Below are 13,489 nucleotides of genomic sequence, written 5' to 3'. Positions count from 1 at the left end.
TGTGAAAATAAGAACAAAATCTTCCATAATTAGACATATTCCAGTGATTCATGGTGGAAGAAATCCTTTGAAAAGTTTTGATCCACAAATATTGGATTTTAGTTCCAACATCAATCCTCTTGGCATTCCTAATTCTGTAAAAAAAATCCTCAAAAAAAATTTTGATACTATTCAAAACTATCCTGATTTAGCTTCGTCTGAATTAATCTCTAGCCTAAAGAAATACACACACTTGGATAAATCTAACCTGGTGGTTGGCAATGGTGCAATTGAGATAATCTATAATTTTTGTTTTGCATTTTTATCAGAAAAAAAAGTATTGATTCCTATTCCCACATTCCAAGAATATGAAACGGCGGCAAAACTAAACAATGGAAAAATATCATATTTTAGAACATTGAATTTATCTGAACATATCGATTCATTCATTTCACAAATCCCAAAAAACGGATGTGTCTTTATTTGTAATCCTAATAACCCAACAGGAAAACTTTTATCAAAAAAACATTTGCTTAAAATAATTCAAAGAGCACAAAAACTTTCTTCTTTTGTATTTGTTGATGAATGTTTTATTGAACTAGTCCCTGAATCAAATGAATCTATGATTTCATATGTGAAAAAATATGATAATCTTTTTGTTTTACGCTCTTTGACTAAATCCTTTGGATTTCCAGGATTGAGAATTGGATATGCTGCAGCATCAAAACAAATGGTAGAAATTTTAAAGAAAATAAAAATTCCTTGGAGTGTTAATTCTTTAGCACAAGATGCAGCAAAAATTTCTCTTAAAAATAAATCTCATCTAACAAAATCCAAATTAATGATTAAAAAAGAATTGAACTATCTAAAAAATAAAATTGACAAATTAGATGGTTTTGATTGTCATGATTCCTCTACAAATTTTATTTTGATCAAAACAATTCATGATTCAACAAAATTACAAAAAAAGTTACTCAAAAACAAGATCCTAATTCGTGATTGTAAAAATTTTAGAGGATTAAATAACCATTATTTTCGTATTGCTGTGAAATCTCATAAGAATAACCTAAAACTAGTAAAAGCATTGGAGAAAATTACATGAAATCATTAATGATTCAAGGAACATCTTCAGGTGCTGGAAAAACAACACTGGTTGCAGCTCTTTGTAGAATTTTTTCAGATAAAGGATTCAGCGTTGCACCATTCAAATCTCAAAATATGTCAAATTTTGCATATGTCACGCCTACATTTGAAATTTCTCGTGCTCAAGCTATTCAAGCAATTGGTGCTAGATGTGAAATTACACCTGACTTGAATCCTATCTTGCTTAAGCCTTTAGGAAATTACAATAGCCTTGTATACCTAAACGGGAAACGCTACAAAAAAATGCATGCCAAAGATTACTATAAAAAATTTGTAAATTCTGAAGGAATCAAAATTGCCACAAGATCATTGAAGACTCTGCAGAAAAATTTTGATTTGGTAATTATAGAAGGCGCAGGATCGCCTGCTGAAATCAATTTACAAAAATTTGATATTGCGAATATGAGAATTGCACAAAAAGCAGATGCCTCTGTATTACTTGTTTCTGATATTGACAAAGGTGGCTCTTTTGCAAGTATTGCGGGCACAATGGTCTTAATTGACAAAAAATATCAAAAACTTGTAAAAGGTTTCATATTTAACAAATTTAGAGGAGACCTTAATGTGCTAAAGCCAGGATTCCAAAAACTCAAAAATATTACAAAGATTCCTGTTATTGGAACTATTCCATTAATCACTTTGGATCTACCTGAGGAAGATTCTCTTCATGCAAAACCTAAAGATATTGCATGGACTAGGAAAAATCTTTCAAAAATTGATAATGAATTAGAGAGATTGGCAAAAACTGTCAAATCAAATATGGATATCAAATCAATTGAGAAGATGATACAATGATTCTTGAATCTCTATTTATCATTGGATTCGCAATTTTTATCGATTTAACATTTGGAGATCCCAAAAACAAGTATCATCCTACTGCTTGGATGGGACGATTAATTGCAATACTGACACCTATTGCAAAAAACCAAAACCCCACAATTGAAAAAGCTGGGGGAATTTTAATCATAACTCTTACATCCATCATTGTAATTTCATTACTTTTGATTTTGAATGTTGGAATATCTATGATCTCATTTGATTACATTTCAATAATTGCATCTATAATTATTGGTGGGTTATTACTAAAAACCACAATTGCTATTCGAGGTATGGAAAAACATGCTAAAAAAGTTCTAGAATCACTTGATCAAGATAACCTTGAGAAAGCAAGAACAAATCTATCTATGATTGTTAAGAGAAATACTAAGAATCTAGATAAAAATCACGTAATTTCAGGCGTGTTAGAGAGTATTAGCGAAAATACCGTTGATGGAATTACAGGTCCTTTGTTCTATTTTTCAATTTTTGGTTTACCTGGAGCATTTGTTTACAGAGTTATCAATACTGCAGATTCAATGATTGGATACAAGACGGATCTCTTCAAAAATGTAGGGTGGTTTACCGCAACTTGTGACACCATTGTAAATTATATTCCATCTAGACTCACTGGATTAATTATGATCATTTCAGCTGCTATACTGCAAAATAATTGGAAGGAATCATACAAAATAATGATTCGTGATGGCAAAAAAACTGAAAGCCCTAATGCAGGATATCCAATGGCTGCACTAGCAGGAGCTTTAGAAACAAAATTTGAAAAGATAAATCACTACAAGTTAGGTGACGGAGAAATTACACTAACAAAAGAGCATGTGTGCTCGGCAATAACAATGATGAAACTTACTTCAATTCTTTTCTTTGGAATTGTGACCATTCCAATTATTACTATTTTATCATTAATTGGATGGTGGATTTATGCTTAAAGAAATTGGATCTGTCTTTTCCTTCTTGACAATATTTCCTTCCTCAAATGCAACTTTAAAAAATATTGCAAAATCCATGTATCTTTTTCCTATTGTTGGAATTGCAATTGGTCTTTTAGTTGGTTCTTTTGGTTATGGTCTATCTTTCTTTTTAGAACCATTACTAGTTAGCTTGTTGGTGGTATCCTCAATTGCTATTGTAACTGGAATTCATCATGCAGATGGTTTGGCTGATTTTGCTGATGGACTAATGGTCAAAGGAAGTAAAGATAAAAAGCTAAAAGCAATGAAAGATCTTTCTACTGGTTCTGCTGGGATTGTTGGCATAGTATTATACCTAATTGGCCTAGTCGTTACAATTTCCCTTACTAGTGGATTTGATTTGTTTAAAGCGATTTTGATTAGTGAAATTTTAGCAAAATTCTCAATGGTACTGATGGCAAGTCTAGGAAATTCCGCATCCTTAGGCTCAAATTCACCTTTTGTAGAAATAATGAAAGATAAGAAAAAACTTACTGTTGCATTCATAATTATGCTTATTCCGGTGATTGCTATTGGTGAAACTACTGGGCTAGTGATGCTCGGAGTAACTGTCACTCTAACTATTTTTCTTTTAGCCATATCTACTCGTAGTTTTGGTGGAATTACTGGTGATGTACTTGGTGCAACAAATGAACTTACAAGATTGGCCTCATTGATGGTGTTTGTATCAATATGATTGGTATTGTTATGGCCGGTGGTAAAGGTACTCGCATGAATTTAGATGATGAAAAACTTTTACTCAAATACGAAAAGCCTATCATACTACACGTAGTTGATTCATTAAAAAACTCAAATCTCTTTTCAAAAATTTTAGCAATTACTAGTACAAATTCTCCTAAAACAAAAAAATTACTAGAAGAAAATAATATTGAGATTTTTAACACACCTGGAATTGGTTATGTTGAAGATCTAAATTTAGTACTAAAATCAATAGATGATGCAGTTTTGATTACTTCTGGTGATTTACCTTTACTTGATGAAAATATAATTCAAAAAATTGTTAATCAATGCGAGTCTCACAAGACATGGACTAGTATTCTTGTAACTAAAAATTTTTTATCTTCACTTGGACTTGAATCTGATTATCCAGTAAATTTCAATGATCAAATATGTCATTACACTGGAATTTCTTTGGTAAATTCAAAAAAAATCACATCACTAGAAAATTTAGAAGAGAATTGTATCATAATAGATGATAAAAGAATTGCATTTAATCTAAATTCAAAACAGGATTATGATTTACTCAGCACTACCTGAGACTTTGCCATTTATTTTGGCTTTTGATCCTGTTGCCTCTGCTATAGCATTTCCACAGGAATTACATGCAACTTGTGTTGATGCATGAGAATAAACTACCTGTAATTCTCCACATTCATTACAGTTGACTTTTTGGAATTTACTTGCTGGTTTTGGAATTTCAATATGATCTTTCTTCATGCTGCCACCAACTCAAATTTCTTAATTCTAACGCCCACTTTATTGTATTTCTTTTTACAAACAGTACATGTCATAATAGGAGTAACTTTCTTTGTAACTTTGGCTGGTTTTGCTAATTTTGGAAATTTCTGTCCGCCATATCCCTTTTTACGCTCTGCGTGTCGGCGTTCACCTCTAGCAGAGCCACGTCTTTTTCCAGCTTTGTAAATGGAGACCTTTTGTTCTGTATGTGTTTTACATTTTGCACAATACTTTCTGATCACCTTAGGAATGTTCATATCAAAAAAACCTCTTCAACCGTAATTTAAGCATTGAATCTATAATAGGCGCAAAATCCAATTAACATCTGTGACTTCGAGCCTAGCAACTTCGATCTCTTCATTGAATTCAGTAGCAATGGGTGACAAAAAAGCCGATCTTATTTTAAAAAATTGCAATTTATTGTCAGTCTACACCCGAGAAATACTCCCAAAAATTCAGATTGCAATAATTCATGATAGAATTGCATATGTTGGTCCTGATGCTTCACATACACTAGGTCCAAAAACAACTGTCATCGACGTAAAAGACAAATATGTTTCTCCAGGATTTGCAGATCCTCACTTACATATTGATCAATTTGTATTACCGTCTGAATTTGTAAAAAAGGCGCTTCTTTGTGGTGTTACTTCTTTGTTTTCAGATCCAATTGATATTGTAAGTGTTGCAGGTTACAGAGGTTTTCAAGAGTTTCTTAAACTTGGAGAAGATTTACCAATAAGAATTTTCCAAGTTGTACCTGGAGGTCTTCCTGTTGATGTAAAATTTAGTAACAGCAACTCACTTACATTGTCACAAGAAAAATCTGCAGTAAAGCATCCACATGTTCTTGGTTTGGGTGAAGTTTTTTCATGGACCAAAGTAACTCTTCGTGAACCCAAAACAATGAAATCTATTTCATCTATGCTAGAACGTGATTGTATAATTAATGGCCATACTGCTGGAGCAAGTGAAAAAAAACTTAATGCATATGTTTCCTCTGGCATACTCTCATGTCACGAACCAATCAATTTTGATCAAGTATTAGAAAGATTACGTCTTGGAATGTGGATTATGATAAGAGAAGGATCCATAAGGCGAGATTTGAAAGAAATCATCCCACATGTTTTATCTCATGGCACATATCTTAATCGTTTAATGTTTTGTTCTGATGGTCTTGATCCACTTGATATTGCAAAATTTGGTCACATTGATCATTGTGTTAGAGAATCAATACAGCTTGGCCTCAAACCAATAGATGCTATTTCTATGGCATCAAAAAATAATTTTGATTATTATAACATGGGAAAAGATCTTGGTGGAATAGCACCTGGAAAATTAGCAGATATCCTAATCTTTGATGATCTAAAATCAATAAAGCCAAACAAAGTCTTTGTGGGGGGAAAACTGGTTGTAGCTAATGGAAAAATTGTCACATCTATCAAGAAAAAAACAATATCTCCTTGGTTCAAAAAAACTGTTAAACTAAAAAAATTCTCAAAAAATGATTTTCTTATTAAATCAAAAAAGAAAGACGTCCTTGCAAATACTATTTTTATGCAAACTGAAATTATTACCAAAATAGGTTCTACCGAACTTCATTCAAAGGAAGGTCAAATCTCTGCCTCTTTAGATTCTGATATCTGGAAAGTCGCTGCCTTTGATAGAATTCATGGTACAAATCAGCATTCTATTGGATTTCTTGAAAATTTTGGAACTGATATAGGCGCATTTGCATCCACTTGGAGTTTTCATGAAAATGATATGATTGTAATTGGTTCTGATGATTCTGATATGGCTATTGCATCAAACCATATCATTAAAAATCAAGGTGGACTAGTTGTAGTAAAGTCTGGTAAGATTCTTGCATCTTTGCCTTTACAATTTGCAGGAATTATTTCTACAGATTCTTTTGAGAAAGTTTCATCAAATTTTGAAAAAATCAATAATACAATTGTTGATTTAGGATGTAGGTTCTCTAGACCCCATCTGATTCCGTTATTTTTACCCTTCTTGGCTTTACCTTCTGTTAGAATTCTCTCAGGTGGAATTGTTGATGTGAAAAAACGAAGTTACATTCAACCGATCAACTAAGTAATGTTAAAAAGGGGGATTCAGGGGATTGAAGCTGAATCTAAATGGCATCAATTCAACAAGGACCAAATGGACCCGTTTTAGTTCTCAAAGAAAGTGCGCTACAGCAAAAAGGTAAAGATGCACAGCAGAACAATATTGCTGCAGCAAAGTTAGTTGCCGAGTTAGTAAAAAGCAGTCTTGGACCTCGAGGCCTTGATAAAATGTTAGTTGATTCCCTAGGTGATGTTACTATTACTAATGATGGTGCTACTATTTTAAAAGAAATTGATGTTCAGCATCCAGCAGCAAAAATGATAGTTGAAATATCTAAAACAGTCGATAATGAGGTAGGTGACGGTACAACTTCCTCAGTTGTTTTCGCAGGTGCCCTGTTGGCCCGTGCAGAAGATCTTCTAAAAAAAGATGTTCATTCATCAACTATTGTAGATGGTTTTCAAGCAGCTGCAGACAAAACTCTTGAAATTTACTCTGAATTAGCAAAGAAAGTTCTTCCTGATGATAAAGAATCTCTTATAAAAATTGCAACAACAAGCATGCAATCAAAATTAATCTCTGAAGATAGTGACATACTATCAAAAATTGTAGTTAACGCAATTCTTAGTATTGCTACTAAGAAAGGTGATGCGTATTCTGTCGATCTTGAAAACATTAAGGTTGAAAAGAAATCAGGCGGTTCAATTCAGGACACACAAATTGTACAAGGAATTGTTTTAGATAAAGAAATTGTTCATAGTGGAATGCCTACAAAAATCGAAAATGCACATATTGCATTAATTAATTCAGCATTAGAAATTGAAAAAACTGAAATGAGTTCTGAGATTAGAATTACTGACCCAACTCAAATGCAAATGTTCCTAGAAGAAGAAAATAGAATGATAAAGTCTATGGTTGATAAATTACACGATATTGGTGCTAATGTTTTGATTTGTCAAAAAGGAATTGATGACATTGCACAACACTATCTTGCAAAATATGGTATTATGGCAGTTCGCCGTGTTAAAGAAAGTGATATGATTAAACTATCTAAAGCAACAGGTGGTAGAGTAATTAGTAATCTTGATGATCTTTCAGAAAATGATTTAGGTTCTGCAAAATTAGCTCATCAAAAGAAAGTTGAATCTGACAAATGGGTATTCATAGAAGGTTGCAAACATCCACAATCTGTTACCCTGTTAATTCGCGGTGGCTCTCAAAGAGTAATTGATGAAGTTGATCGTTCTATTCATGATTCTTTAATGGTAGTCAAAGATGTAATTCAAAAACCTGAAATTGTTGCAGGTGGAGGTGCACCTGAGGCCTACGCGGCATCATTACTCAAAGATTGGGCCGACAATTTTGATGGAAAAGAGCAACTGGCTATCAAAAAATATGCAGAAGCTTTGGAAGTAATTCCATTAACTATTGCTGAAAATGCAGGAATGGATCCAATTGATACTATGGCAAATCTACGAGCAAAACAAAATCAAGGCCGCAAATGGACTGGAATAGATGCTAGAAATACACAGATTACTGATATGATGGCAATTAATGTTATAGAACCAATCGTAGTTAAAGAGCAAATAATCAAATCAGCTACTGAGGCAGCATGCATGATTCTTAGAATCGATGATGTAATTGCTACATCTGGTGCCCCAGGTGGCGGCATGCATTAAATGTATAATTTAGTTAAAACTAAAACCTTCTAATCTTCATAAATTACTGATGTACAAACTTGGTGTAGATTTAGGTGGCACTAAAACAGAAGCAATCTTACTTGATGACAAACTCAATGTTTTAGAAAGAAAAAGAGTCCCAACACCAAAAAATGATTATGAAGAAATAATCAACAATATCTCATCCTTAGTTTTAGAACTATCTGAAAACATTTCTGATTTTTCTATTGGTGTTTGTACACCTGGTGCTATTTCTAATCAAACTGGATTAATTAAAAACAGTAATACTCAATGTTTGATAGGGAAATCCATAAAAAAAGATCTAGAAAATAAGATCGGAAAAAAAATTTTGATTGAAAATGATGCTAATTGTTTTACTATGGCAGAAGCTAAAATGGGTGCTGCTATGGATTATGGTTTAGTTTTTGGTGTAATTATCGGTACAGGTGTTGGTGGTGGTATTGTAATTGATAAAAAACTTCATTCTGGTAGAACTAATATTGCTGGAGAATGGGGGCATCATGTCTTACATCGTAATGGAAATTCATGTTATTGTGGAAAAACTGGTTGTGTTGAGACTTACATCAGTGGTCCATCCTTAGAAAGACAATGGACAAAACAAACTGGCAAATCTCTGACTCTAACTGAGATTCTTTCAAATATTGATAATGAAATTGGAAAGAAATGGAAAGATGAATTTCTAGAAAATTTTGGGTATGCTCTTGCTAATGTTATTGACATTTTAGATCCAGATGCAATTGTTATTGGTGGTGGTTTGTCAAATATTGATTTTTTATACACTGAAGGAAAGAAATCAGTTTATGCTAAAGTATTTTCAAATTTAGTCGATACGCCGATTTTGAAAAACAAATTGGGTGATTCTGCAGGCGTCTATGGTGCTGCCCTCTTAACTTAGTCTTCTGGGCATCCGTCTATTTTTTGAATATAGTAACCATTAGTCATAATCTCAATTTCCATATCTTCTGGAACTGATTGTGTGTGACAAAATCTACATTCTTCTGTGCTTACCTTTGCTGATTCTTCTCCGATTCCTTCTAGCCATTCTTTTGCAAAAGAAATTGCTTTTTCTGTATCGCTTTTGTCAGTTACTACATCAAAATGCATTGTATGACCATCTTTTGCTTTGATATATGTATCAAAAACATGAAAATCCATATCAATCACAAATTTTAGGAATATTTATTTTTAATTTTTAAAATTTTATCCACGATCTCATTAACGTCTACATCTAACTCAGTGCTAATCAAAATCAGTCCTGCTCCTCCAATAGGAATTGTAATACGAAATATTTTCTCATATTTTGCTAATGCAAAAATTGGTCTGCCAATTTTTTCTGATGTTTTTTTACGTGTAGACCATCGATAAACTGCTTGAGATAATGATATCTCGGTTTCTTCTCTTGATAAATGACTTTTTAGTCCCTGCTTCATCTTATCATATAGTTCACCATAATCATAAATTCCAACATATCTGATTTTTCCATCACATTCTAAAATCTCATCACAAATTTTATCATATTCCAAAATTATCCCTACTGAGGTTCAATTGTCGCTGGTGGTTTACTTGAAATTGTATATGTTACCCAAGTAACATCTTCAATCTCATTTGTTATTCTATTACTCATCTTTTCTAAAAGACCATGTGGGAGTCTAGTCCAATCTGCTGTCATCGCATCAATTGAATCTACCACTCTAATCATTACGATGTTGCCATATCTTCGCTCATCGCCAACAACTCCTACTGCTCTATCGTCACCTACAGCAGCATAAGCTTGCCACACTTTATCATACAAGTTAGCCTCTAGTAATTCGTCCTCAACAATTCTACTTGCTACTTTTGCAATTTTTAGTTTAGTTGGAGTAACTTCTCCAATTATTCTAACAGCTAGTCCTGGACCAGGAAATGGATGTCTCATGAAAAGTTTTTCTGGAACTGCAAGGATTTTTGCAATTTTTCTTACTTCATCTTTATACAATTCTCTTAATGGCTCTAAAATTTCTAAATTGAGCCAATCTGGTAATCCACCTACATTGTGGTGAGATTTTATTACTGCTGCAGGTCCCTTTGAGACTCCACTTTCAATAATATCTGGATATAATGTGCCTTGAGCCAACCATTTGAAGGGTCCATTTTTTTTTGCAAACTCTGTAAAAACATGAATAAATTCTTCCCCTACAATCATTCTTTTCTTTTCTGGATCTTCTATTCCTTTGAGTTTTCCAAGAAATTGATCTGTAGCATCAATTGAAGTGAAATCTACTTTGAAATTATCTTTGAACATCTCCTCAATCTCTTTTTCTTCATTTAGTCGTAATAGTCCATTATTTACAAAAACACACTTTAGTCTATCTCCTATTGCTTTGTGAATAAGTAGTGCAACTACTGTGGAATCTATACCTCCACTAACTCCACATAGTACATTTCCTTCAATTTTAGAAATTTTCTCTACTGCAGTATCTATGAATCCCTCCATAGTCCAATCTTGATTTGCGCCACAAACTTTCAAAACAAAATTCTTAAGAATTTCCGTACCTTGTTCTGTATGTACTACTTCGGGATGAAATTGAATTCCGTAAATTGATTTGTCTTCTGATGCTATTGCCGCAGCTTTTGCGCCTTTAGTATGTCCAATCACCTGAAATCCAGGCGGAATCTGTTCTGCTTCATCACCATGACTCATCCATGCTCTAACTGATTCTCCAATTCCATTTAGAAGATCTTTATCATTATCAATTGTAAGTAACGATGATCCGTATTCTTTGTTTGCTCTTTTTACTTTACCACCGTACTTGTTTACAATTAGTTGGTGTCCATAACAAATTCCAAGCAGTGGTAAATTCATTTCAAAGATTTTATTTTCGGGAACTGGAGCATCTGAACTATAAACACTTGATGGACCTCCTGAAAAGATTATTCCCTTTGGATTAAGTTTTTGTAATTCCTCATAACTAATATCATACGGTACAAGTTCTGCATAAACTGAAAATTCTCTAATTCTTCTGCAAATCAAATGGCTATATTGTGAACCAAAATCTAAAACTACAATTTTATCCATATCATCACTTTTTGATATTTTCAAGCATTCTAGTTAATGACCATCCTGCTGTATTGATTAACTCGTTGACTCTTTCCTTTTGTCTATAGTTTTTAATTATGATTTCTCTAATGTCTGTCCCATTTTTGTTTATTATATAATCAATAATTGATTCCCTTTGGATTTTTCCATTCTCTGCTTCTTGAAAATCCTTCTTTTTCATTTCCCCAATTATTCTGTCTAAGAAGAACGATTTGAAGGGTGGTGTATCTGCATTTATCTCAATTTCATTGTCTAAAACTATGGACAGTTGTCCTGGTGTGACATATGCATTGGCAATTATTTTGCCATCATTTACTCTTTTAATTGGAATTGAATTTTCCACAGGCTTTTCTATAATTTCTGGCTCGGCTTGAATTTCAACCTCTTTTTTAATTTCTAACTGAGAGGCTTTTGTAAAACTAGAATCTTTTAGGAATGAATCTAAAACTGTAATGTTTTTTTCTAACGTTTCAATGGATTCTTGATGTTTATTGATTTGCTCGATCAAACTTTCTTTCAAAGCAACAATTTCCTTTACCTGCTCCTCTGAAAATTTCATAATTTGATTAATGGGAGATGGGTATTAAATGCATTCTAGGTAATTATAATATCAAGTTCTTTGTATGATATTTTTTTAAATCCTTTAATTGACTTTGATGTGGTAAATAATTTTGATTTTGTGATAGTTGATAACCATTCTAAAAGAGATTCCCCTTTTTTTAATTTCATCATTTTTGTTTTCCTTTCTATTTTTTTTGTATTTGAGAATTTACCAATTCTATTCCCAAAATCCATTCCAAATAAAATAATTTTTTTTGCCTTAAAATGATTGGCAAGAAAAACCCCTCTATCTCCATCAGTAAATCCTCCAAAATTTTGAATCTTGCTAAATGGCTTTGATTGTGTTGTTCCAATACAATTTTTAAATTTCTTTGCCAATTGCAGTTTTCCGATATTATCACCATGTGCATGTACAACAAATATTGATTCTGTTTTTGCAATTTTTTTTAACGTACTTTCATCTCCATCTAAATCCGTAATTATGATGTCTGGAATAATTCCATTTTCTACAAGTGGTTTAAGTGCACTATCTGCGGCAATTTTTGTTGGTATTTTGTATTTTCTTAATATTGGAATTGCAGTTGATAATGATGGACCTGAACCAATAACAAAAACAGTTTTTCCTTCAATTAAGGGGATTATTTTTTGTATAGTGTTTGATTTTTTTAAAAGTGAGTTTAACTGAATAGCCGACTCTATATCCTTTTTTTCGCTATAGTTGAATTCTTTTAAAATATCAGAGTATTTTTTTTTCCAACCCAAGACCATCATATGACTCAAATTGCATTAGATTTGATAAACCATGTGGCAAAAATTGCAAGTGTAGGCGTAGGTGGAAAAAATCCTGTACGTATAATGGGAATTTTAAACACAAGCCCTGAATCGTTTTACAAAAAATCAGTTCATACAAGTACTATTCAGATAAAAAACTCAGTAAAAGAGATGGAAAATAATGGTGCTGATTTTATTGATGTCGGTGGTATGTCCACTGCACCATATCTATCTACTATGGTATCTGAAAAAATTGAGTCAAAAAGAATTCTTTCTGCAATTAAAATAATTCAAAATGTTTCTAATCTTCCAATCTCTGTTGATACATGTAGGGCTAAAGTAGCAAAAGATGCTTTGGAAAATGGTGTCGAAATAATTAATGACATTTCAGGATTAAAGTATGATAAAGAAATGCAAAAAGTCGTATCAGAGTTTTCACCATCTTTAATTTTATGTGCATATGACTTCAAAACAGTTTTGGGCAATCATGTCACAGCAATAAAAAAACTTTTTAGAGAAAGCTTGAAAATTGCCAAAAATTCTCATGTCTCATCTGAGAAAATTGTTTTAGATCCTGCTATTGGATTTTTTAGAAAAACAGGACAAGGACCGTTTCTTACCAAAATTAAATCAGATTGGGTAAAAAGGGATCTAACAGTTATTCAAAACTTGAACTCTCTAAAACAAAATTTCCCTATTTTGATTTCAGTCTCTAACAAATCTTTTCTGGGAAATATTTTGGGAAAAGAAAATCCTCCTGATCGATTATTTGGTTCCATTGCAGCAGAGGCTATCTCTGTAATTAATGGGGCTGACATTATTCGTACCCATAATGTGCAGGCAACTAAAGATGCAATAACTGTAGCATCTAAATTATCAAAACAACACAAAGGCTTATAATCAATATTCAACTTTCTTAACAAGGTTTC

General features: G+C 32.6%; 16 protein-coding genes. 9 read left to right on the top strand and 7 right to left on the bottom strand.

All coding sequences use genetic code 11. The features are described from left to right. The first annotated feature begins 1 nt into the window (after nucleotide 1). The 5 genes from cobD to C5F50_RS11820 are packed head-to-tail and all read left to right on the top strand — an operon-like array spanning nucleotide 2 to nucleotide 4,184. Nucleotides 2-1,081 carry a threonine-phosphate decarboxylase CobD gene (cobD, locus tag C5F50_RS11840; RefSeq protein WP_179371511.1) on the top strand — a complete coding sequence of 360 codons (1,080 nt, stop codon included), beginning with the start codon at nucleotides 2-4 and terminating at the stop codon, nucleotides 1,079-1,081. Continuing rightward, the gene (locus tag C5F50_RS11835; protein ID WP_179371510.1) at nucleotides 1,078-1,917 is read left to right on the top strand and encodes a cobyric acid synthase; all 840 of its coding nucleotides are present in this window, start codon (nucleotides 1,078-1,080) and stop codon (nucleotides 1,915-1,917) included. Before cobD ends, C5F50_RS11835 begins: the two co-directional genes overlap by 4 nt. Further along, the gene (locus C5F50_RS11830; RefSeq protein ID WP_179371509.1) at nucleotides 1,914-2,885 is read left to right on the top strand and encodes a cobalamin biosynthesis protein; all 972 of its coding nucleotides are present in this window, start codon (nucleotides 1,914-1,916) and stop codon (nucleotides 2,883-2,885) included. The genes C5F50_RS11835 and C5F50_RS11830 overlap by 4 nt, the downstream gene beginning before the upstream one ends. Then, a complete protein-coding gene (gene cobS / locus C5F50_RS11825) occupies nucleotides 2,878-3,603 on the top strand; it encodes an adenosylcobinamide-GDP ribazoletransferase (protein WP_179371508.1) in 726 nt (241 codons plus the stop codon). The genes C5F50_RS11830 and cobS overlap by 8 nt, the downstream gene beginning before the upstream one ends. After that, nucleotides 3,600-4,184, top strand: a complete 585-nt coding sequence (locus C5F50_RS11820) for an NTP transferase domain-containing protein (protein WP_179371507.1) — start codon at nucleotides 3,600-3,602, stop codon at nucleotides 4,182-4,184. Before cobS ends, C5F50_RS11820 begins: the two co-directional genes overlap by 4 nt. On the opposite strand, the gene C5F50_RS11815 is transcribed toward C5F50_RS11820, so the two are convergent. Next, complete coding sequence (locus C5F50_RS11815; protein ID WP_179371506.1) at nucleotides 4,167-4,364, bottom strand: 30S ribosomal protein S27e; 198 nt, start codon at nucleotides 4,362-4,364, stop codon at nucleotides 4,167-4,169. The genes C5F50_RS11820 and C5F50_RS11815 overlap by 18 nt on opposite strands. Then, a complete protein-coding gene (locus C5F50_RS11810) occupies nucleotides 4,361-4,642 on the bottom strand; it encodes a 50S ribosomal protein L44e (RefSeq protein ID WP_109877403.1) in 282 nt (93 codons plus the stop codon). The genes C5F50_RS11815 and C5F50_RS11810 overlap by 4 nt, the downstream gene beginning before the upstream one ends. 118 nt (nucleotides 4,643-4,760) lie before the next feature. On the opposite strand from C5F50_RS11810, the gene C5F50_RS11805 reads away from it, so the two are divergent. Genes C5F50_RS11805 through C5F50_RS11795 form a run of 3 tightly spaced genes read left to right on the top strand, consistent with a single transcriptional unit; the run spans nucleotide 4,761 to nucleotide 9,047 of the window. Beyond that, entirely contained in the window at nucleotides 4,761-6,476 is a 1,716-nt protein-coding gene (locus C5F50_RS11805; protein WP_179373018.1) for an adenine deaminase, read from the top strand. Between the two features lie 44 nt (nucleotides 6,477-6,520). Continuing rightward, nucleotides 6,521-8,131: a thermosome subunit beta gene (gene thsB / locus C5F50_RS11800; RefSeq protein WP_179371505.1), complete on the top strand. Its 1,611-nt coding sequence runs from the start codon at nucleotides 6,521-6,523 to the stop codon at nucleotides 8,129-8,131. A 49-nt stretch (nucleotides 8,132-8,180) separates the two neighbouring features. Further along, nucleotides 8,181-9,047 carry an ROK family protein gene (locus C5F50_RS11795; RefSeq protein WP_179371504.1) on the top strand — a complete coding sequence of 289 codons (867 nt, stop codon included), beginning with the start codon at nucleotides 8,181-8,183 and terminating at the stop codon, nucleotides 9,045-9,047. On the opposite strand, the gene C5F50_RS11790 is transcribed toward C5F50_RS11795, so the two are convergent. Genes C5F50_RS11790 through C5F50_RS11770 form a run of 5 tightly spaced genes read right to left on the bottom strand, consistent with a single transcriptional unit; the run spans nucleotide 9,044 to nucleotide 12,560 of the window. After that, nucleotides 9,044-9,307, bottom strand: a complete 264-nt coding sequence (locus C5F50_RS11790; RefSeq protein ID WP_179371503.1) for a DUF2024 family protein — start codon at nucleotides 9,305-9,307, stop codon at nucleotides 9,044-9,046. The genes C5F50_RS11795 and C5F50_RS11790 overlap by 4 nt on opposite strands. 14 nt (nucleotides 9,308-9,321) lie before the next feature. After that, on the bottom strand, nucleotides 9,322-9,675 hold the full coding sequence (locus C5F50_RS11785) for a hypothetical protein (RefSeq protein ID WP_179371502.1): 354 nt from the start codon (nucleotides 9,673-9,675) through the stop codon (nucleotides 9,322-9,324). 8 nt (nucleotides 9,676-9,683) lie between these two features. Then, complete coding sequence (guaA, locus tag C5F50_RS11780; protein WP_179371501.1) at nucleotides 9,684-11,207, bottom strand: glutamine-hydrolyzing GMP synthase; 1,524 nt, start codon at nucleotides 11,205-11,207, stop codon at nucleotides 9,684-9,686. 4 nt (nucleotides 11,208-11,211) lie between these two features. Beyond that, nucleotides 11,212-11,787 (bottom strand): hypothetical protein, encoded by a 576-nt coding sequence (locus C5F50_RS11775; protein WP_179371500.1) that lies wholly within the window; start codon nucleotides 11,785-11,787, stop codon nucleotides 11,212-11,214. 35 nt (nucleotides 11,788-11,822) lie between these two features. Further along, a complete protein-coding gene (locus C5F50_RS11770) occupies nucleotides 11,823-12,560 on the bottom strand; it encodes a 6-hydroxymethylpterin diphosphokinase MptE-like protein (RefSeq protein WP_179371499.1) in 738 nt (245 codons plus the stop codon). 33 nt (nucleotides 12,561-12,593) lie between these two features. On the opposite strand from C5F50_RS11770, the gene folP reads away from it, so the two are divergent. Next, a complete protein-coding gene (gene folP, locus C5F50_RS11765) occupies nucleotides 12,594-13,460 on the top strand; it encodes a dihydropteroate synthase (RefSeq protein ID WP_179373017.1) in 867 nt (288 codons plus the stop codon). Nucleotides 13,461-13,489 lie beyond the last annotated feature (29 nt).

The sequence above is a fragment of the Nitrosopumilus ureiphilus genome (assembly GCF_013407185.1).
Taxonomy (GTDB): domain Archaea; phylum Thermoproteota; class Nitrososphaeria; order Nitrososphaerales; family Nitrosopumilaceae; genus Nitrosopumilus; species Nitrosopumilus ureiphilus.
This window is presented reverse-complemented; position numbering and strand designations above follow the sequence as displayed.